This is a genomic window from Candidatus Symbiopectobacterium sp. NZEC135, from assembly GCF_025962695.1.
On sequence record NZ_JAGFPF010000028.1, the window covers coordinates 1 to 20245 of the forward strand.

The 20245-nt window shown below is 52.8% G+C and carries 23 protein-coding genes; 14 read left to right on the forward strand and 9 right to left on the reverse strand.

Annotated features, from left to right (window positions below; all coding sequences use genetic code 11):
- A partial coding sequence (locus J5224_RS14305) for a hypothetical protein (RefSeq protein WP_264626009.1) occupies positions 1 to 238 on the forward strand: 238 nt, incomplete at its 5' end.
- Here J5224_RS14305 and J5224_RS14310 read toward each other — a convergent pair.
- Positions 222 to 932, reverse strand: coding sequence for a hypothetical protein (locus J5224_RS14310; protein ID WP_264626010.1), 711 nt, complete (start codon positions 930 to 932; stop codon positions 222 to 224). The genes J5224_RS14305 and J5224_RS14310 overlap by 17 nt on opposite strands.
- A gap of 447 nt (positions 933 to 1379) precedes the next feature.
- On the opposite strand from J5224_RS14310, the gene J5224_RS14315 reads away from it, so the two are divergent.
- The 3 genes from J5224_RS14315 to J5224_RS14325 are packed head-to-tail and all read left to right on the forward strand — an operon-like array spanning position 1380 to position 2274.
- Positions 1380 to 1733, forward strand: coding sequence for a DUF1971 domain-containing protein (locus tag J5224_RS14315; protein WP_264626011.1), 354 nt, complete (start codon positions 1380 to 1382; stop codon positions 1731 to 1733).
- Complete coding sequence (locus tag J5224_RS14320) at positions 1733 to 2095, forward strand: DUF1971 domain-containing protein (RefSeq protein WP_319802443.1); 363 nt, start codon at positions 1733 to 1735, stop codon at positions 2093 to 2095. The genes J5224_RS14315 and J5224_RS14320 overlap by 1 nt, the downstream gene beginning before the upstream one ends.
- A complete protein-coding gene (locus J5224_RS14325) occupies positions 2092 to 2274 on the forward strand; it encodes a DUF1869 domain-containing protein (protein WP_264626012.1) in 183 nt (60 codons plus the stop codon). The genes J5224_RS14320 and J5224_RS14325 overlap by 4 nt, the downstream gene beginning before the upstream one ends.
- Before the next feature lie 52 nt (positions 2275 to 2326).
- Here the strand turns inward: J5224_RS14325 and J5224_RS14330 are convergent, their stop codons facing one another.
- From J5224_RS14330 to J5224_RS14350, 5 genes are all read right to left on the reverse strand, one after another.
- Positions 2327 to 3136: a 3-keto-5-aminohexanoate cleavage protein gene (locus tag J5224_RS14330; protein ID WP_264626013.1), complete on the reverse strand. Its 810-nt coding sequence runs from the start codon at positions 3134 to 3136 to the stop codon at positions 2327 to 2329.
- 15 nt (positions 3137 to 3151) lie between these two features.
- Complete coding sequence (locus J5224_RS14335) at positions 3152 to 3814, reverse strand: aspartate/glutamate racemase family protein (protein ID WP_264626014.1); 663 nt, start codon at positions 3812 to 3814, stop codon at positions 3152 to 3154.
- Positions 3815 to 3827: 13 nt separating this feature from the next.
- Positions 3828 to 4235, reverse strand: coding sequence for a GlcG/HbpS family heme-binding protein (locus J5224_RS14340; protein ID WP_264626015.1), 408 nt, complete (start codon positions 4233 to 4235; stop codon positions 3828 to 3830).
- A 54-nt stretch (positions 4236 to 4289) separates the two neighbouring features.
- On the reverse strand, positions 4290 to 6161 hold the full coding sequence (locus J5224_RS14345; RefSeq protein WP_264626016.1) for a TRAP transporter large permease subunit: 1872 nt from the start codon (positions 6159 to 6161) through the stop codon (positions 4290 to 4292).
- Positions 6162 to 6280: 119 nt separating this feature from the next.
- Positions 6281 to 7306, reverse strand: a complete 1026-nt coding sequence (locus J5224_RS14350; protein WP_264626017.1) for a TRAP transporter substrate-binding protein — start codon at positions 7304 to 7306, stop codon at positions 6281 to 6283.
- Positions 7307 to 7816: 510 nt separating this feature from the next.
- Between J5224_RS14350 and otnK the strand changes: the two genes are divergently transcribed.
- From otnK to J5224_RS14370, 4 genes are all read left to right on the forward strand, one after another.
- The gene (gene otnK / locus J5224_RS14355; RefSeq protein WP_264626018.1) at positions 7817 to 9124 is read left to right on the forward strand and encodes a 3-oxo-tetronate kinase; all 1308 of its coding nucleotides are present in this window, start codon (positions 7817 to 7819) and stop codon (positions 9122 to 9124) included.
- The gene (otnC, locus tag J5224_RS14360) at positions 9124 to 9744 is read left to right on the forward strand and encodes a 3-oxo-tetronate 4-phosphate decarboxylase (RefSeq protein WP_264626019.1); all 621 of its coding nucleotides are present in this window, start codon (positions 9124 to 9126) and stop codon (positions 9742 to 9744) included. Before otnK ends, otnC begins: the two co-directional genes overlap by 1 nt.
- 18 nt (positions 9745 to 9762) lie before the next feature.
- Entirely contained in the window at positions 9763 to 10545 is a 783-nt protein-coding gene (gene otnI, locus J5224_RS14365; RefSeq protein WP_264626066.1) for a 2-oxo-tetronate isomerase, read from the forward strand.
- 92 nt (positions 10546 to 10637) lie between these two features.
- Complete coding sequence (locus J5224_RS14370; protein ID WP_264626020.1) at positions 10638 to 11399, forward strand: DeoR/GlpR family DNA-binding transcription regulator; 762 nt, start codon at positions 10638 to 10640, stop codon at positions 11397 to 11399.
- Between the two features lie 13 nt (positions 11400 to 11412).
- On the opposite strand, the gene J5224_RS14375 is transcribed toward J5224_RS14370, so the two are convergent.
- Together J5224_RS14375 and nudK are read right to left on the reverse strand one after the other, a co-directional pair.
- Positions 11413 to 11796, reverse strand: coding sequence for an NUDIX hydrolase (locus J5224_RS14375; RefSeq protein WP_264626021.1), 384 nt, complete (start codon positions 11794 to 11796; stop codon positions 11413 to 11415).
- Between the two features lie 7 nt (positions 11797 to 11803).
- Positions 11804 to 12388 carry a GDP-mannose pyrophosphatase NudK gene (gene nudK, locus J5224_RS14380; RefSeq protein ID WP_264626022.1) on the reverse strand — a complete coding sequence of 195 codons (585 nt, stop codon included), beginning with the start codon at positions 12386 to 12388 and terminating at the stop codon, positions 11804 to 11806.
- Between the two features lie 83 nt (positions 12389 to 12471).
- Between nudK and J5224_RS14385 the strand changes: the two genes are divergently transcribed.
- Entirely contained in the window at positions 12472 to 13227 is a 756-nt protein-coding gene (locus J5224_RS14385; RefSeq protein ID WP_264626023.1) for a DeoR/GlpR family DNA-binding transcription regulator, read from the forward strand.
- Positions 13228 to 13235: 8 nt separating this feature from the next.
- On the opposite strand, the gene J5224_RS14390 is transcribed toward J5224_RS14385, so the two are convergent.
- Entirely contained in the window at positions 13236 to 14963 is a 1728-nt protein-coding gene (locus J5224_RS14390; protein WP_264626024.1) for an HD domain-containing phosphohydrolase, read from the reverse strand.
- A gap of 502 nt (positions 14964 to 15465) precedes the next feature.
- On the opposite strand from J5224_RS14390, the gene J5224_RS14395 reads away from it, so the two are divergent.
- The 5 genes from J5224_RS14395 (at position 15466) to nrfD (ending at position 20229) form a co-directional block, all read left to right on the forward strand.
- On the forward strand, positions 15466 to 16206 hold the full coding sequence (locus J5224_RS14395; RefSeq protein WP_264626025.1) for an EAL domain-containing protein: 741 nt from the start codon (positions 15466 to 15468) through the stop codon (positions 16204 to 16206).
- A 364-nt stretch (positions 16207 to 16570) separates the two neighbouring features.
- Complete coding sequence (nrfA, locus tag J5224_RS14400) at positions 16571 to 17992, forward strand: ammonia-forming nitrite reductase cytochrome c552 subunit (RefSeq protein WP_264626026.1); 1422 nt, start codon at positions 16571 to 16573, stop codon at positions 17990 to 17992.
- A gap of 43 nt (positions 17993 to 18035) precedes the next feature.
- On the forward strand, positions 18036 to 18602 hold the full coding sequence (gene nrfB / locus J5224_RS14405; protein ID WP_264626027.1) for a cytochrome c nitrite reductase pentaheme subunit: 567 nt from the start codon (positions 18036 to 18038) through the stop codon (positions 18600 to 18602).
- The gene (gene nrfC / locus J5224_RS14410; protein WP_264626028.1) at positions 18599 to 19270 is read left to right on the forward strand and encodes a cytochrome c nitrite reductase Fe-S protein; all 672 of its coding nucleotides are present in this window, start codon (positions 18599 to 18601) and stop codon (positions 19268 to 19270) included. Before nrfB ends, nrfC begins: the two co-directional genes overlap by 4 nt.
- A complete protein-coding gene (gene nrfD / locus J5224_RS14415) occupies positions 19267 to 20229 on the forward strand; it encodes a cytochrome c nitrite reductase subunit NrfD (RefSeq protein ID WP_264626029.1) in 963 nt (320 codons plus the stop codon). The genes nrfC and nrfD overlap by 4 nt, the downstream gene beginning before the upstream one ends.
- The last annotated feature ends 16 nt before the right edge of the window (positions 20230 to 20245 follow it).

Here is a 20245-nt window from a genome sequence, read left to right on the forward strand (position 1 = left end):
GGGCTGGCTGCCATACGTTGGGCGGCACATAAGTCGAAGAACTGGCCATGAAAAACCTCCATTGATGGTTGACGTAGTGTGCAACAGCGTCTTAAACGCGACTGCACACACGAAAGGTAACGGTCCAGTTATAGCGCTGATGTGCGGCAAAGTCAGCATTGCGCCGACAGTCAGCGCATTTTTCACCCTTTGTTCCGATGGCGGTCTTTGTCAGGGCGGTATTATTTTCCGGCTTTAAAGCTGTCTTTTATCACGCGCTTTCCGTCCATTGAGAAGGATGCCGTGACATATTTATTAATGCCGTTGCTGGTCAATAGCCCATCCATCCTGATTGACAATACGTGTTTGTCATTAAACGGGCCCGGTTCATTCAGCGTTAAGGCGCTGAGCGCGTGTTCGGAGAAATAGGAATCTAACCAGCCTTTTTTACCGTCAAGGAACGTTTTGATCGATGAGGCATCAACCTTGCCGAGTGCGATCAAATAATCGTCCAGTTTAAAGCTGTCCGCATTGCCCGTAACGGTGATTTTCACCGGAACCGGTGCTTTGAATTCGCCAGAAAACGCATCCATGTCCAGGCTGAGCAGTTTTTTGCCATCCTGCGGATCCTGATATTCTACCGAGCAGGTTTTCAATACACCTTCCGGCGTCACAAAGGCAGGGCTACTGCTCAATGCTTTGCCAGTGCCAAAAAAGGATTTTACCGATGTTACTTTGGTCTCTTTGCCCAGCGTCTCGATCACGCGGCGCAGGCAGATATCAGGGCCGTCCGCTTGTAACGAATAACGATAATCGCTGGCAATGTCTCCACGCCGTTGTACCGGTGTTTGGGGTTTGTCTACGGCAGAGGCCGTTGTCTGTGGTGTGGATTGATCGCAACCCACCAACAAAGTGGTGAATATCAGTGAAGCAAGCAGTGTTTTCGATTTCATCAGGTTCCTTCCTGTATTTAACGTAAAGCAGAAACCGAGCGTCGGTTTATCACAAAATTAGCGCTACACGCTATTGCGCCAGCAACCTATTCCTTTAGCCACGCTGGTTTCTATCAATATCGTGAGGATTGTAGTAAAAGTTATTTTAAATCTCTAGCTTTTTCATATGGCTAGGTGAATTCCTTCCTTTTTAATAATGAATACACCCCATAAGGTAAATCTTTATTCCAGCAGAGAATAAAAATAAAGGCGTGGGAATGATGAATTTTAATTTAACATTTATCGGTATTTCCCGTGTTAACCTTGCCGCGTTGATTAATTATTTTTATATGAAATGCTGTGTTATTTTTGAAGTTGTATTTTTTATGGATCTTTTGTATTGTCGGAAACGCATGAGGTCGTTTGAAAGGGTTCAAACGCACGCTGTACCCATAAAGGGGGATAAACATGCTACCTATTCCGCAGCAATGTATTCATACGCGGTCAACGCCTTTTTGGAATAAAAACACCGCGCCTGCCGGCATTTTTAAACGCCATCTGGATGCGGGCACCCAGCCCGGCGTTTACCCGCGCTTATCCGTGATGCGCGGTGCCGTGAAATATTTAGGTTTTGCTGATGCAACCTCGCCCGAGCCTGAGCGTGAGTTGCTGATCACTGCCGGGCACTTTGGCGTATTTCCGCCAGAGAGATGGCACTGCATCGAAGTCATGACGGAAGATACCTATTTTAATATCGAATTTTTCGTTGAACCCGACGTATTAAAATCTGCACCAGCCATGGTCAGTAATATCAAGGAATAATGATGATATCAATTCCTGAAAATTATATTCATAAATATGCCTCGACGTTCTGGAGCCATGCTTCATTACCGGAGCCCGTTCGTGGTGTCCATGCGAATAAGCCGGGCGTTTATGGTCGTTTATCGGTAATGCAAGGTGCCGTCAGCTATCAGGTATTTTCTGCGGCAGACGGATTAAAGCCTGAAAGCGAAACGTGCACTAAAGCGGGGGCGTTTTTGGTTATTACCCCGGAGCAATGGCAGCGTATCGAGCCGTTGACGGAAGATACCTATTTTATGATTGATTTCTTCGCCGATCCTGAGGTGAAGCTGCAAGGGTTTGGGTTGAATAAAGTGTTGAACGTAGAGCGAGGTATAGCATGAGCAAGATAACGTACACGGTGACAGTCACTAATAACAGCAACGGTGTGTCGGCCGATTATGAGACTGAAACCCCCATTACCTTATTAGCGCCAGATGTGGCAGCCGAGGTGGTCAGGGAGTTAATCAATACCGTGCGTGCCTATGACACGGAAGAGGAACATAACGTCTGCGGTTGGTAGTGCACATAACGTAGCAGACGCCCATTGACGTCTGCTTGGTATCACCATTCCGTCAGGCCAGTGGCCTTAAACCAAACATCTGCCGCGCATCCTCCGGTGTGGCGACCTCGAAACCGATATTCCTGATGATGGTGCTCATGCGCTCAATCAATATCGCGTTGCGCTCCACGCGCTGCGTGGGTGACAGGTAGGCGCTGTCTTCAAAACCGACGCGGACCATACAGGCCCCCAACCCTAACGCCGCTGTTAATATCGAAAAATCATCACGCCGCCCGTAGTGGGTAATGCTCCACAGCGCATCGCGTGGGATATATTGGCTAAACAGTGCCAGCGTGGCGGGCGTTGCCGGGCAGCCACCTTTATGGCCTAACACCATGGCATAGATAACCGGCGTCGGCAGCGGCATTTCCTGTGCGATAAGCTGCATGTTATGGATCATGCCCAGCTCGAACACTTCAATTTCCGGCACAATGCCGGTCTGCACACAGCGCTCGGTGACGTACTTGATCTCCGGCATCGGGTTGCGATACACCACATCGCCCAGGTTCACGGAACCGGCATTCAGTGACGACATTTCCACCAGCGAGCAGTCCAGCGGTGAGCAGCGCTCTTCGATGGTCATATCCGAAACGCCACCCGTTGAACCTTGAATCACCATATCGGTGTGTTGGCGAATCAAACGCAGCGTTTCCTGAAATTGCGTCGGATCGCGCGTCAATTGCCCGTTGCGCTCCCGTACATGCAGATGCACCATTGCTGCACCGGCATGGTAGGATTCGATCGCTTCTCGGGCGACATCTTCAGGATTGGCGGATGTGGTGTCTCCCGCGACTGGCGCGACAGAAATAACAATTTTTCTCATACTTTGCCTCTACGGTTAGTGCTGGGCATCCAGCCGCTGTTTCAACAACTGAATGCCGCGCTCTGGTGAGGTCAGCACCGGCACCGGCAACTCACCGACGGATGCCAATACGCGCGACATTGACGCCTGAGCCAGCACGATAGCATCACAGTTTTTCCCGAGTGCTTCATGAATACCCGCCGCCACGATGGCATCGTGTTTATCCAACTCACCGGCCAGAAACGCGGTGAACGCCTCGGCCATCAACTGTGAGTGAATGACCGTCTGTTTACCGAGTTCGGCCGCTTTGCGTTGAATCAGTTCGAGAGTGGGGGCCAGGGTCGTGCCAACTGTCGCTAGTACGGCAATGGTGTGGTAGCGTTCAACCGCCTCTAGCGCCATGGCCTCGTCAATACGCATCACTGGGATTGGGCTGATAAACTGGCAGCGCTCTACGCTTGCGCCAATCGAGGAGCAAGCGGTAAAGAAAAGGTCACAACCGGCCAGATTGGCGCTGGTGACATAGGCGGCGATGCGCGCGTTGATGGCCGGTGTGACGCCGCCTTGTGCCATGACATCGGCAATCATGGAATCTTCCACGATGTGCATGAGTGTGACGTCCGGCATGATACGTTTTGCCAACTCGTCCACCATGGCGAGCGTCCCTTTACTGGTGTGAAATATGGCCGCTTTTTTCATTATTAACCCCTTATTATTCTGAGAGTGCGGAAACGATCAGTTCAGCCGCTTCAACATCTTCCGCTACGCTGATTCCACCCACGGCGACGGCACCCACCACCGCCTGACCACGCAGTACCGGGATACCGCCCGGCAGCGGTGAAAAGTTGTCGTCAGCAAAATAGGAGAGCGCGAGATTCTCCCTTTGCAGCCGTTCCAGCAGTTTCGCCGTGGGAATACCAAACTGCGCGGCGGTGTAAGCTTTGCGCTGTGTCAGCGTTGCCGTGAAGGCCTTGGTGCCATCCATGCGCGCGTAGGCCAGCAGCACGCCACTGCGATCGCACACCGCCACGGTCAACGGGCGGCCTGCGTATTTGTCTTGTGACAGCGCCAGCGCGACATTCACGGCGCGCTGCGCTTGTTCAAACGTCAGATTTTCCATGCTATTTCCTTATCCGCTGTCAGCAGCAGGATCTAATGGTGTTAGCGGCTGTCGTTATAGGAACCCAATGGAGATCCACGGGAACATGGCAACAATAATCAGCCCGATGGTCGCAGCCCCCAGATAAGCCCAGATATAGGGCAGTGGCTCATTCGGGTCGGTTTTACTGACCGCACAGCAGCCGTAGTAGCCAACGCCAAACGGCGGTGCGAACAGCCCAATGCCCATTGCCAGCACCACGACCATGGCGTAATGCACTTCGTGTACGCCCAAATCGCGAGCGATGGGGAACAGCAGTGGCCCGAACAGCACAATAGAGGGGATGCCTTCCAGCACGCTGCCCAGGATGATGAACGCCACCACCGAGATCGCCACGAAGGTCATCCCACCGCCCAGCGACGCCATCAGCGTAGCCAGATCTTTGGAGAAGCCCGATTGGGTTAAGCCCCACGCCATGGCCGTTGCCGCACCGATAATGAAAATAATGGCCCCAGACAGAGATGCGGTATCGATCAGCATCGACCAGGCGCGCTTCATATCAAAATGGCGGTAATACACAGCACCGACCAACGCGGTATAGGCCACGCCGATGGTGGAGACTTCGGTGGCGGTAGCGACGCCTTCGATGACGGCGGCGCGGATGATAAACGGCAGGATCAGTGCCGGCAGCGCAATCACAAACAGCTTGGCAATCTCTTTTTTCTGATAGCGTTTAACCTGGCTCAAATCTTCGCGGCGGTTACGCCACCAGATAACCAGGCACAGCATGGCACCGAGCACGGCGGAAGGCAGCAGCCCACCGACAAACAGCGCGGCGATGGAAACCCCGGTGACGGAGCCGATGGTGATCAGCACGATGCTGGGCGGAACCGTTTCGGTTTGCGCACCGGTGACGGAGAGCAGGGCGACCAAATCCCCGCGCTTGGCACCGCGCGAAGTCATTTCCGGCAGCAGCACTGGCGCGATCGCCGCCTGATCGGCAGTTTTAGAACCGGAGATGCCGGAGACCAAATACATGGCACCCACCAGCACATAGGAGAGTCCGCCGCGCACGTGGCCGAGCAGACTGGAAAGGCATTGCACCATGGCTTTCGCCATGCCGGTCATCTCGATTAATCCGCCGAGGAACACAAACAGCGGCACCGCCAGCAGCATCATGTGCGACATGCCTTCTTCCAACCGACCGACCATCGTCGGCATTGGCGTTCGCGTGGTCAGCGCCAGATAACCGAAGGTGGCGAGCGCAAATGAAAACGCGATAGGCACGCCGGACAGCACGCCGATGGCGACAATCACCACGAAGAACAGGATCAGATTCAGTTTACCGAGCGGCATCAGAATCGAACCGGAGAAGGAGAACGCCACCACTGCGATCGCCACCACCAGCAAGCCGAGATAGGTGGCTTGTGAACGCGGCGCGGATAACACCAGACGCAGTAGCATGGTGATCAGCATCAGCGTGATGCCAACCGGGATCGACGCCGCGCGCCAGAATACGCTGATCTCCAGAGCCGGCGTCACCACAATCAACTCTTCCAGCGCGTATTCCCAGGCCGGTTCAAAAATCAGAATCAGGAAGGCCAGCGATACGCCCATCGCTAACGCTTCAACAAAGGCGCGTTTCCCCTCGGACAAATGTGACACCAGTGCCGTCATGCGCATGTGCTGTCCGCGTCGCAGTGCAATCACCGCGCCCAGCATGGTCAGCCAGACAAAGCCAATGGTGGCGACTTCGTCTGACCAGACCAGCGGTGCGTGAAACACGTAGCGGGAGATAACGCCGGAGAGCAGGACGATAATTTCCGCCAGCACCAGAAGCCCCGCCAGTGCCTCGATGCCGCGACCCATATAGTCATAAAAAATTTCCAGACCATTGGCCAGTCTCCCCGGTGGCAGGAGCGGCTTGATTTGATGTGAAACTTCCATTCGCTTTACTCTTGTGAATTTTTGATAAACCGGATCGTTCAGAACAGACAATGACCTCAACGTTCGCCGCGGTACCCGAAGCGTTTGCCTCGGCACCGCAGCAATCGCTCTGAACGCCTTTAGGAGAGTTTGCCCACCGCGCCTTCCAGCAGGGCCCAAGCCTCATCACCAAATTTCTTGTGCCAGGTGGCGTAATAACCGCTTTCTTTGAGTTTTTGACGGAAACTGGTGGGGTCAGTGGTGTTGAAGATCAGGCCGGTCGCTTTCAGATCGTCAAGCAGGCTGGCGTTCAGGCGGCTGATTTCCGCTCGCTGGTTCATCGCGCCTTCTTTGAACGCCGTGGCGACAATCTGCTGTAAATCAGGCGGCAAACTCTGCCAGGATTTTTTGTTCATGATGCACCAGTAGCCGTCCCAAATATGGTTGGTCAACGAGCAATACTTCTGCACTTCAAACAGCTTGCCGGTTTTCAGCACCACCAGCGGGTTTTCCTGCGCGTCGATCACGCGGGTCTGCAATGAGGAGTACACTTCGGAATACTGCATGCCGACTGGCGCGGCACCCATGCCTCTGAACATATCCACGATGATCGGGCTGACCGGTACGCGAATTTTCAGCCCCTGCATATCGGCCACGGTGTTCACCGGCCCGGCATTGCTGGTTATCTGGCGGAAACCGTTGTCCCACATGTTTTCCATCGCGTGCAGGCCCACGCGGTCAAACCCCTGGCGTACCAGTGCGCCGAGCGGGCCATCCATGGTTTTCCACACTTGATCGTAATCGGCGAAGGCAAAGCCAACGGCATTGATCGCCGCCACCGGGGCCAGTGTGGCAATCACCAGCGAAGAGGGGTTAAACATATCGATACCGCCGCGCCTTACCTGAGCCAGCATGTCGGTATCGCCGCCTAACTGATTGTTCGGGAAGACATCAATCACCACGCGCCCTTGGGTACGCTCTTTGATCAGATCGGCGGTTTTCTGTGTCCAGATGCTGAACGGGTGCTCTTGCTGCAAATTAGTGCCGTATTTGAAATGGAATTCAGGCTGCGCGGCGTGAGCAATAAAAGGGAATCCCATAACCGCAGTGGCCGGCGCGACAACGGCGGCGGCTTTTAGAAATGTGCGTCGTGTGATGTTCGACATGATGTCCTCTCTCAATCATTCTGGTTAGGTACAGAGAATATTGACCGGGTATACCCGTCATTCTTCACGTTGCCGCCTTCCTGCAACGCGAATTATTTTGGGTATAGAACCGCTGGATCGGCCGGTTGGCTTATCTCTCGTTCAGTTCTGAAACTGCCTTGTTGTTTTTTGTTAAATTTTGCGTCGGGCGGGTTTACGAGCATCGACCGCTGGCGCGTTCTCGTTTTTATTTCTATAACGTGCTTATTTATCACGTTTTTATTATGATTTATAAATCGGGTTACCTGAGTGCTAGCGCGTTTTGTGTCCAGAGTCAGTATGCGTTAATCGAAATAAACCACAATGACCTAACGTCCAATTTGTGACTTTTGTATAACTTCTCGACATATTTTAAAAATAAATCACAAAAAAGTGCGCTAATCGGCGATAGTGTGACCCGTATTTAATATTTTTTCACAACCAACGATAATAATGAGGCACTTTCCTCGACGACGGAGCAGGGGTATTTCTATGTCAACCAACACACTGCGGCCCCGCGCCGTGCCGCCAAAAATAGGTGTTATCGCCGATGATTTTACCGGTGGCACCGATATCGCCAGCTTTTTGGTTAACGGCGGTTTGTCCGCCATTCAGGTGACGCAACTGGATGAACAAAAAATCACAACCGATGTAGATGCCATCGTTGTCAGCCTGAAGAGCCGTTCCTGTCCGGCAGAAGAGGCGGTCGCGCTGAGCCTTGAGGCGCTGCGTTGGCTGCAACAGCAAGGGTGCGAGCAGATCTACTTTAAATATTGCTCAACCTTCGACAGCACCGCGCAAGGTAACATTGGCCCGGTAACGGATAGTCTGTTAGCAGCGTTGGCACAGGACATCACGCTGTTATGTCCGGCATTGCCGGTAAACGGGCGTACCGTCTACCACGGCTACCTGTTTGTGAACGGTGTGCCGTTAAATGAATCCGGCATGCGTGACCACCCCGTGACGCCGATGCGCGATGCCAACGTAATGCGTTTAATGGCAGCGCAGTCAGTTGGGCGCGTGGCGAACATTCCCTTTTCTGTGATTGATGCGGGCGTGCAGGCGGTGAAGCAGGCTATTGCTGATTTGCGTCAGGCGGGCTACCGCTATCTGGTGCCCGATGCGTTGACGTCAACACACCTGGAAACCATTGCCGAAGCGAGCCAAACGCTGCCTCTGCTTACCGGCGGCTCGGGTCTGGCTGGCGGGCTGGCCACTGTGCTGACGCGCGGTTCATCGTCGCGCAACGTTGATGCCAGTGGGGCGGGCAAACCCGCTGACGGCGGCAAGACGGTGATTTTATCGGGTTCCTGCTCCGTGATGACCAATGCGCAGGTCGCCGCTTATGCGGCTGAGGCACCCGCGCTACCGCTCGATGTTGCCCGTTGTATGGAGGGCCTTGGGGATTATGTGGCGGAGGTGGCGGAGTGGGTCTGCCAACAGCAACGTGCACTCGCGCCGCTCGTCTACTCAACGGCGGGTGATGCGGTGGCACGCATTCAGGCGCGTTACGGTGCGAAGCAGGCCAGTGCGGCGGTGGAGGCGTTCTTCGCTGCGTTGGCGTTGGCGCTGGCTCAGCGCGGATTCGATCATTTTATCGTTGCTGGCGGAGAAACGTCGGGTGCCGTGATGCAGCGCTTGCAGGTGGGCGCGCTGTATATCGGCCCACAGATTGCGCCCGGCGTTCCCTGGGTGCGGGCAGCCAATGCCGCGCGCTTTTTCGCGCTTAAATCCGGCAATTTTGGCGATGAACGCTTCTTTTTTACCGCACAGGATTTCTATCAGAAGGATAATAAATAATGGAACGTGAACTGCGTGAACAGATGGTTTCCTGCGGTGCGTCATACTATCAGCGCGGGTATTCCGTCGGTTCAGCCGGAAACCTGTCGTTGCGCCTGCCGGATGGTCATATTCTGGCGACGCCCACCAACTCGTGCCTGGGATCGTTGCAGGCCGAGCGATTATCCAAAGTGACGATGGCTGGAGAGCAAGTGACGGGCGATCGCATGTCTAAAGAGATTGCGTTCCATTTGGCGATTTACCGCCAGCGCCCGGACTGCAACGCCATTGTGCATCTGCACTCGACCTATCTGACCGCGCTGTCGTGTCTGGACGGTCTCGATCCAGAAAATATCATTCGCCCTTTCACCCCCTACTATGTAATGAAAGTAGGCAAGATGCCGCTGCTGCCTTATTTTAAGCCGGGCAGTATCAGGATTGCGGAAACGCTGGCGCAGCACGCACACGAGGCTAATGCCTTTTTATTGGCGAATCATGGTCCGGTGGTGTTGGGCACCTCGCTGACGGAGGCTGTCAACGCCATGGATGAACTGGAAGAGACCGCAAAGCTGATGTTTTTGCTCAAAGATAGCAACGTGCGTTATCTCACTGAGGCCGAAGTCAGTGAGTTGCGTCCCTGAGGGCGAAAAGGAGACATGATGCCCAAATTTGCCGCTAATCTCTCGATGTTGTTTACCGAAGTGCCGTTTCTGGCGCGGTTTGAAGCCGCTGCCAGAGCCGGGTTCAGTGCGGTAGAGTTTTTGTTTCCTTACGCCTATCCGGCGGAGGACATTGGTCATGAACTGCGTCGCAATGGATTGCAACTAGCCCTGTTTAACGTCAATCCCGGTGATTATGCGGGTGGTGAACGCGGTTTGGCGGTGCTGCCCGGCCGCGAGGGTGAATTTAAAGAAACGCTGGAGCAGGCCTTACACTATGCAGGGCACCTGGGATGCAGGAAGCTGCACGTGATGTCGGGCAATACCCCCGACTCGCTGTCAATGGACGAGGCCACGGCGTTATGGCTTGCCAACATGCGGCTGGCGGCAGAGAGGCTAGCGCAGCAACAGATAACACTGCTGTGTGAAGCGCTCAATCCGCGCGATGCGCCAGGTTATTTCCTGCACGACCAGCATTTTACCGATCGGCTGGTGAGTATGATTGACCGACCTAATGCGCGCGTACAGTTGGATCTCTACCATGCTCAGATTACCCATGGCGATCTCAGCATGCTGATCCGTTCGCTGGCAGGGCGCATTGGTCACGTACAGATTGCGTCGGTGCCGGACCGGCATGAACCGGTATCGGGGGAAATTAATTATGCCCCTCTCTTCCGGGAACTGGAAAAGGCGGGATACCGTGACTGGATAGGCTGTGAGTATCATCCCGAATCCGGTACGCATGCAGGGCTCATCTGGCGGAAAGCGTTTGACGAACCATAAACAGAATTGAACAATACGTCCTGGCAATAAGCGTATTCCATCAGGCGGTTACCGGCACACGGCCGGTGAAAAACAGCATAAAAAGGCGATAGATGATCCCAGCTAAAAGACAGCAATTGATACTCACAGCACTGGTTGAACGCGAGCTGATCTCGATTACCGAATTGACTGAACTGTTGGGCGTGTCACACATGACCGTGCGCCGGGACATTCAAAAGCTGGAGCAGGAGGGTCGCGTGCTTTCCGTATCGGGCGGCGTGCAGCTGTCGGAGAAAATCACCTCTGAACCGTCACACCTGACCAAACGTGCGCTGCAATTTGCCGAAAAAACGCTGATCGCCCATGCGGCGGCGCAGTACGTTCAGCCGGGCATGTCGCTCTATCTGGATGCGGGCACCACCTCCCTGGCGCTGGCGCAGGCGTTGGAATCCCTGGACGATTTGCTGATCGTCAGTAACGATCTGATGGTGATCAATTACCTCATCGAACATTCTGAATGCAAGCTCTACCACACCGGTGGGTTGGTGCTGCGGGAGAACCGTTCCTGCGTTGGTGACAGCTCCACCCATTTTCTGCATAACCTGAACGTGGATATCAGCTTTATTTCCTCCTCATCGTGGAATGCGCGTTGGATCTCTACGCCGACCGAGGCCAAAGTCGCCATCAAGAAAGCGGCGGTGGCAGCGGCGAATAAACGTATCCTGATTTGTGATTCCAGCAAGTACGGCAAGGTCGGCACGTTTAACGCGGTATCACTGGAAGAGATGGATATCGTTATCACCGACAGCAATTTGCCGGAAAGCGCAAAAAGTGCATTGCTGCAAACCGGCGTGCACCTGGTGGTGGCGGAGTAGGGAATGCGAGGCGTTACGCGCTGACCTGTGGGATAGTGTCCAGCGAATAATAAACGTTCAGTCTTGCACGCTGCGCTACCTCAATATCTTTATCCGCACCGTTGGACTCACCGGAAATGCGGTAGATGGCATCACATTGCACGATCAGCCGGTGGGCCACGGGGTAGAGAAACGCCTCGCTGATGGCGTCGCCGACCTGTTGCGAGCCCGCGGCGTGAGCTAACGGTAAGGCCAGCCATTCGCCAATCACCGGAACATGCCCTTTCTGATACACGGCGAGCGCAGCGGCTTCCAGTCGTGCCAGATTGCTGGCGATACGCGCTGGGTCGCCCCCGGTGCCGCTACGATAGGGGCCGGCGATTAAAATCAGTTGTGCTGCTGTAGAGGGTGTTGACATAGAGACCTCAAAGAATGCCTTTCAGTGCGATGTATTGTAACAACATGATGGTTTTGCCATCAGCGATCAGGCCGTCGTCAATCGCCTCCAGGGCCTGCTCCAGAGGCATTTCCAGCACTTCGATATCTTCTCCTTCTGCTTTAATCCCCCCTCCTGAACTTGCACGATCGAGCGCGCGGTATTCCGCAATAAAGAAAAACAGTTTTTCGGTGACCGAGCCGGGGCTCATAAACGCCTCGAACACTTTTTGCACGTTGCTGATGCGGTATCCCGTCTCTTCTTCTGCTTCCGCTTTTATACGGCTTTCCGGATCCAGGTTATCGAGCAGACCAGCTGCGGTTTCGATCAGAAAACCGTGATAGCCATTCACATAGGTTGGAAAACGAAACTGGCGCGTGAGCACTACCGTGCGCTGTTGCCGGTTGTACAGCAGGATGGTGGCACCGTTGCCGCGATCGTAAACTTCACGGTTCTGCCGCTGCCATTCGCCGTCGCGGCGCTGAAAATCAAAGGTGTATTTTTTTAGCGTATACCAATCGTCAGAGAGGATCTGGCAGTTTTGTATGCGTATTTCTGCATGTTTAAATGGCATTTTGTGGCCTCATGGTGTATTTTTGGGCATCATAAACAGCAAAAACACGCAAGGTCAATTAATTTCACGCATTCGGGGGAACGATGCTCACGCCACAACGTAAAAAAGCCATTCTCGAAAAGCTTGCCACTGACGGGCAGGTGTTATCTAAAGCACTCAGTGAGTGGCTTGACGTTTCGGAAGATACGGTGCGCCGCGATTTACGGGAATTGTCCGCACAAGGGCTGCTGCAACGGGTACACGGTGGAGCTGTGCCTGCCGCCGATGCCAAGGTGACCTTTTCTGAACGTCAGTCGCTACGCATGGATTCAAAGATGAGGGTGGCGAAAAAAGGGGCTGAACTGATTGCTCCGGGTCAGGTGGTGATTATTGACGGCGGTACCACTACGGCTGAATTGATCAAATTTCTGCCCATCGATTTACGTATTACCGTGGTAACCCATAGCCCAAGCATTGCGCTGGGTTTGGTTGAGCACCCGCTGATTGAGGTGATTCTGATTGGTGGCAAACTTTACAAACACTCTATCGTGACCGTGGGAGCCGCCGCTTTAGAAGGGATTACGCAGTATCACGCGGATATTTTCTTTATGGGTGTCACTGGCGTGCACCCAGAGGCGGGGCTTACCACCGGCGACTATGAAGAAGCCTGCATCAAACGTGCGCTATCAAAACGTGCTGCTGAGACCATCGTGCTGGCCTCGGCAGAAAAAATAAACGCGGCTTCACCGTTCGTTATCGGTGATTTGTCGTTGATGAATACGCTGGTGGTCGAAGACGACACCGATGCTGCATTGCGAGCGGCACTGGCGAGCGCAGGCGTTAGCATTGTTAACGCCTGAGCCCCACGCTATAGCTTCTGCACCTTGAGTCCGTACTCTTGCGGGTTGGCGATGTTAACCAGTTTGCCAACCTGCGCTAAATCCCCTTGGGATACCACGCTGCTGATATTGGTGTCGGGAAAGCGCAGGTTTTTCACCAAATGCACCACCGTAGGCCGACCTTTATTATCAATATCAAGGATCCAACCCAGGAATCCGGCCGAGAATTTCGCCAGGCTACCGATGGGATAAGGGCCATAAATCTGGATATATTTTACCAACATCGACTTATCGTAAGCGCCATGTGCTTCATGGATTTTGCGATAAGCCTCCAGTGGCGTGCGGGGCGAGATACTGTTGCGCGCGTGTCGCAATGTGTTGATCGCTTTAATGACCGATACCAACCTGACGAGCGGCGACAGTTGTGTGCCCGATTTACCCGCAGGATAACCGCTACCATCGAGACGCTCATTGGCATTTTCGATCACTTCACGGCACACCGGACTCATTTCCCAGCCAAATTCGCTCAATGTGTGACACAGCACGGTAACGTGGCCGCGCAGTATGGCTTTCTGCGCCGGGTTCATATTGACCTTCAGGGAAGGAAGGTTGGCATTAACTAACAGCGGTTTACCCATGGTGTGCAGCAGCGTACCGAGAACGGCTTCGCGGATTTGTGCATCGTGAGGATCGTGAAGCAGCATCACGTCAGCCAATTTTCCAGAGACCTGAACCGCATGCCGCACCCAGTCGGCTTCGTCGCGCAGGAAAGAAAGCGCATACAAGAAGGCTTTGCGATCGTTTTTGACCAGATACAGCAAGGTGTCGACGCAGTCATAAAAAATTTCCAGCGGCAGCTGGTTGCGGGTTTTTACGTACATCAGCCCAATTTGGAGGCGATGAGCGACTTCCAGTACGCCGCGTTCCATTGGGGTTTGGCGAGTACGTTTCTCGCGTTCCTGATTTTCCCGTAACAGAATGCTTTTCTCCTTGGCGCTCGGAATGAACAGTGGAGATTGATAGATCATACTGCCGGTGATACCGGTGCGAAATGCTGCTTCTCTTTCCACTTCATTCGTACAATGAAACAGTGCTTCCGATTGCGATGAAGATAAATTAATGAATTGAATACCCACCGCGGCATAACCGTTATTGCCAAAGGGACGCATATGCCTGATTTTGCCCTCGGCAAACAGCGTGGTTCCATTAGGAAATTCTATCGTTATTCCCGGAATCTCCTGATCCACCTCCACGGCAATACTTTCAACAAGATCGATTTCGACCAGGCATCCACCGGTTGAAAGATTGCGCAATTTCCCGGTTACGGTAAGCACATGGCGATAGATTTCAACGCGCACACGTGCCTGCATGCCGAGAATAAAAGGAATACGAATGGCGCCACGATTTTCATTGATAAACACCGACTCTGGCAGTTGGCATTCAAGTCGGTACAGCATGCTATCTACCTTGAACAGCTTGGTCGGGATATTACACAAGCTGTAGGTTTCTCGCTCACTGTTATCGATGCCTTTGAGTGCTTCCAGATCAAAATTGAGTCCCCCTTCATCGAGGTAATGCTCAATATCCGAACCTGAGTATTCGACTTCCAATATCATACTGCTGGTATCGAGACTGAGCTCCCTGACATCGGCTTTTAGGGGATAAGGCATATTTTTGGCATAAATTGACATCGCGTGCGGGTGTTGAATCAGCGAGCGAATAACATTATTTGGCGGGGGGGCGTAATGCTCCATCATACGATATCCCTCTAGGTGTAGATAAGCCCTGGTGTTTGGCGACGTATCCGTTTTCTTAGTCGAATTGCAAGCAAATTATTTGATGGATTAAGGATGATAATAATCAAAAAAATCTAATGATTTATTTGTTAAAAGCAAACGTCAATCCTGTCAATAAGCCAATAAACTCAGCGTTTTTTTTCATCCTAACAAGGTTTATACGCGGTTACAATGACTCTATTATTGGGCTAATTTGAGGTATTTTTGGATAAAACGATATAATTTTCTTATTATATTGTAAATTCTGAAACTAATCCTTATTGAATTCGTTTTTAATGGTTTTTAATTCTGTTTTGTGATATAGATTATAGCGATCATTAAATTGTTTGTAATAGGCTGAATCTATCAAAAGGAGATTATTGATCATTCTAAACAATTTTCAAATGCTTTGAATAAATGTTTAGAATTTATAAGGGCAAAATTAAAACGCCTAATTCCTATGGAAAGGGAGCAAAACGGTAAGATGAACACGACTCTGTTATACGTTAATGGGAAGCGGATTTGGCTAAAAGCCGAGTACCAACCTATCATTCATCTTCCTGAAAATAGAATCTTCAGGTATGAAACCCTGGCCCGGTTTTACACTTCAAACGGCGAGTTAATCCCAACGCAATTAATGATAGAAGAGATCGAAGCGTGCGGATTGATTAGCCAGGTCACCGATTTCATCTTTGATCTGGTTTGCCGATTAATATATTGTAAGAAAACGTTATCAATCTCTTTCAACCTCTCACCGCTTATTTTCAACAATATTGACTATCTCGATAAGTTGCATCAAATATGCTTATTATATGAGGTTAATCCGAGCAATATCGAAATAGAATTGAGTGAAAAGATTACGCAAAAACAATTGATGGAAGGAGCCACGTTTTTAAAAAAAGCGAAAGCGTATGGCTTCATGATTTCACTCGATGATTTTGGTGCTGGTTGTTTGAAGACAGACAGCCTTTCCTTGTTTAATTTCGATACGATAAAAATCGATCGCTCGATTGTGAATGGTATTGGCGCGGATCCGAGTAAGTTGGAAAGGATGCAAAAATTATTGCATGTGTTAATCCCTCTCGGTGTTAATATTATCTGTGAAGGTGTCGAAAAAGCGGCGGATTTAAACCAGTTGAAACGTTATTTACCCATTTTTATTCAAGGTTATATTTTTTACCGTCCTTTGACGCTTAATCAGCTTAAGCTATTGGAGAATTTTTAACCTTTCTCCCTGTTGATGCCCCTGCGTCCATCAGGTGCCCGTCGGCACCTGAATCTCATCGTTAGCCAGTCGTACCCATAGCGGTTTCGCACGCCGTTGGCAAGGCGAACAGAGCGCTATCGGCCTAAAAAACCACAAAATGAGTGTGGATATGCGGCGGGCTTCATAAATACGCAGATACATTTCATCACTTCTTCTTACTTTTGATCAAAAGCAATATTTTGGATGCATCTTTTTGTTACTCATAGACGCGGGTAATGTCATGACAGTTTTTGGGGTTATGTCGTATTGCTGTCATCAAGATTCGTAAAATGGCCGCCAGAGGGTGGCCCAATTCGGACATATACGCATGGTCAGGATCAGCATGTTAATCCCCTCTCTTTGGGGCATGGTAGCCAGCCTTTTTATTCTTTTTTCCGCGCACGCGGAGGAGGCAGCGCCTGCGAAAGCGCCTGCCACTGTTGAAGCACGTAACGATACCTTCACGCAAAAACACCCCGACCAGTACAACTCGTGGAAAGCGACCAGCGAACAGTCTGAGCGCCACGATGCACTGGCCGAAGACCCGAGGATGGTGATCCTGTGGGCGGGTTATCCGTTTTCTCGGGATTACAACAAGCCGCGTGGTCACGCTTTCGCACTCACCGATGTGCGCGAAACCTTGCGTACTGGGGCACCCAAAAATGCGGAAGACGGTCCACTACCCATGGCGTGTTGGAGCTGTAAAAGCCCGGATGTCGCCCGCCTGATTCAGCAGGAAGGGGAGGACGGGTATTTCAAAGGCAAATGGGCGCGTGGCGGGCCGGAGATCGTTAACGACCTTGGCTGTGCTGACTGCCACAACACCGCTTCGCCAGAGTTCGCGCAGGGGAAACCTGCTCTAACGCTTTCCCGGCCCTATGCCGCCAGAGGGATGGCATCGATCGGTAAGCCGTTTGAAAAAGCCGGACGTTTCGATCAGCAAGCGATGGTCTGCGGGCAGTGCCACGTGGAGTACTATTTTTCCGGTAAAGACAAAGCGGTCAAACTGCCGTGGGACAACGGCACCAAAGTGGAGGACATGGAAAAATACTATGACGCTATTGCCTTCTCTGACTGGACCAACTCGCTCTCTCGTGCGCCGATGATCAAAGCGCAGCACCCGGAATATGAAACCTGGAGCGCGGGCATCCACGGCAAAAACAACGTGACCTGTATCGATTGCCATATGCCGAAGGTGAAAAACGCGAAAGGCAAATTGTATACCGATCACAAGATTGGCAACCCGTTCGACAGCTACGAACAAACCTGTACCAACTGTCATACACAAGACAAAGCGTCCATGCAGGGCATTGTCGCGGAGCGCAAAGCGGCGATTCAGTCGCTGAAACTCAAAGCGGAAGAGCAACTGGTTCACGCGCATTTTGAAGCTAAAGCCGCTTGGGATGCCGGTGCGACCGAAGCAGAAATGCAGCCGATTCTGACCGACATCCGCCACGCGCAGTGGCGTTGGGATCTGGCTATCGCCTCCCACGGCATTCATATGCATGCGCCGGACGAAGGGTTGAGGATGCTTGGCACCTCTCTGGATAAAGCGGCCGATGCGCGAACCAAACTGGTGCGCTTGCTGGCGACCAAAGGGATCACGCAAGAGGTCAAACTGCCGGATATTTCCACCAAAGAAAAAGCGCAGCAGGCGATAGGCCTCAACATGCAGCAAATCACGGCGGAGAAACAGGATTTCCTCAATACGGTGGTGCCGCAGTGGGATGAGCAAGCGCGCAAAGCCGGACGATTGAGCCAATAACCCCTCACCGCCCGTGTGCGGGCGGTCATTACGTGGAGTGGATATGAGCGTATTACGTTCGTTATTAACTGCCGGGGTGTTGGTGCTGGGCATGTTTTGGACAGTGCCGGGGCAGACAGAACCCGCATCTCAGGCAGCGACAGGAAAACGGTGGACGGTGATGCCGCAGCGCAACCCCGATGAGGCGTGTTTACAGTGCCATAAGCCGGAAGAAGAGGGCATGAAGGGCAAACACGCAAAGGCGATGAATCCGCAGAACCGGCAACCGATAACCTGCACCAGTTGTCACGGTAAACCGTCACTGCACCACCGAGAGGGGGTGAAAGACGTGATGCGCTTTAACGAACCGATGTATACGGTAGAACAGCAAAACGGTGTCTGTATGTCATGCCATACCCCGAAACAGTTGCAGAAAGCTTTCTGGCCGCACGATGTGCACATGGCAAAAGTCGCCTGTGCCAGCTGCCATCAGTTGCATCCAACACAGGATAAAATGCAGGCGCTGGATGACAAAGGCCGTATCAAGCTGTGCGTCGATTGCCATAGCGATCAGCGCAACAACCCGGATTTCAATCCTTCCTCCGTGCATTTGGGTCAGAGGCAGCCATGAGTTGTTCTCGTCGTCAATTTATCGCTCGTATGGGCGGGCTGATTGCCATCACGAGCACCACCGGGCAGGTGGTGGCGCAGACGCTGAACATCAACGGCGTGCGCTACGGCATGGTTCATGATGAATCCCTGTGCATTGGTTGCAATGCCTGTATGGCAGCCTGCCGGGAGGTCAATAAGGTGCCGGCGGGGGTGTCGCGCCTGACAATCAGGCGCAGCGAGCCCATCGGTGTGTTCCCGGATGTGAAGTACCGGTTCTTCCGTCACTCCTGCCAGCATTGCGATAACCCACCCTGCGTGGATGTCTGCCCGACAGGGGCGTCATACCGCGATGCGGCAAGCGGCATCGTCGATGTCGATCCTTCACTGTGCGTCGGTTGTCAGTACTGTATTGCCGCTTGTCCTTATCAGGTGCGCTTTATTCATCCTGAGAACAAGACCGCGGACAAGTGCGATTTTTGCCGCAAAACCAACCTGAAACAGGGTAAACAGCCGGCCTGCGTGGCGGTGTGCCCGACGAAGGCGTTGACGTTTGGCAACCTTGACGATCCGGACAGCGACGTCGCCCGTCTGCTGAATCAAAAAGCGACCTATCGCTACAAAATCGCGCTGGGCACGCGGCCCAAGATGTATCGCGTACCGTTTAAATTTGGGGAGGTTCATCAATGACGCCCGTCTCTTCAAGCCCGTTCCACTTTGATTCCTTAGTGTGGGACTGGCCGATCGCGATATATCTGTTTCTGATCGGAATCTCCGCCGGATTGGTCACGCTGTCGGTGCTGTTGCGTTGCTATCGCCCGACGCTGGCAACCTCAGAAAGCACCTTGATGCGCACCACGCTGTTGCTGGCACCCGGCGTGATTATCTTGGGATTACTGATTTTGGTGTTCCACCTGACGCGCCCCTGGACGTTTTGGAAACTGATGTTCCACTACAGCTTTACCTCCGTGATGTCGGTGGGGGTGATGCTGTTTCAGGTCTACATGGCGGTGCTGATCGTCTGGCTGGCAAAGATTTTCGATCGGCAACTGATTGAACTGCAACAGCGCTGGTTGCCGAAACTTCGCGTGCTTCCGGCGGTGCTGGCACGGTTGACGCCGCTGATGAAAACGCTGGATATCGTGATGCTGGTGCTGGCAGTGATGCTCGGAGCCTACACCGGTTTCCTGCTTTCGGCGCTGAAGACCTATCCGCTGCTCAATAATCCCATCCTGCCGATCCTGTTTCTGTTCTCGGGTATCTCCTCAGGCGCTGCGGTGGCGTTGATCGCCATGACGTTGCGCGCGCGCCGCAATCCGCACAGTGAAGAGGCGCACTTTATTCACCGGCTGGAAACCCCCATTGTTTGGCTGGAAATCTTTGTGCTGTTTGCCTTTTTTATCGGTCTGGCATTGGGCGATGAGGGGAAACACCGCGCACTGGTCAACGCACTGGCGGGAGGATTTTGGGCCACATGGTTCTGGTGTGGCGTGGTGGGGATTGGGCTAGTCGCGCCTTTGCTGCTCAAACCCTGGGCCAATCGGTGGCACTCACCCTATGGCGCGTTGGCCGTCAGTGGCATGAGCCTGACCGGCGTGCTGCTGCTGCGTTTCTTTATTCTGTATGCGGGACAGTTAACCGTTGTGTAGCCCCCGACAAGAGGCA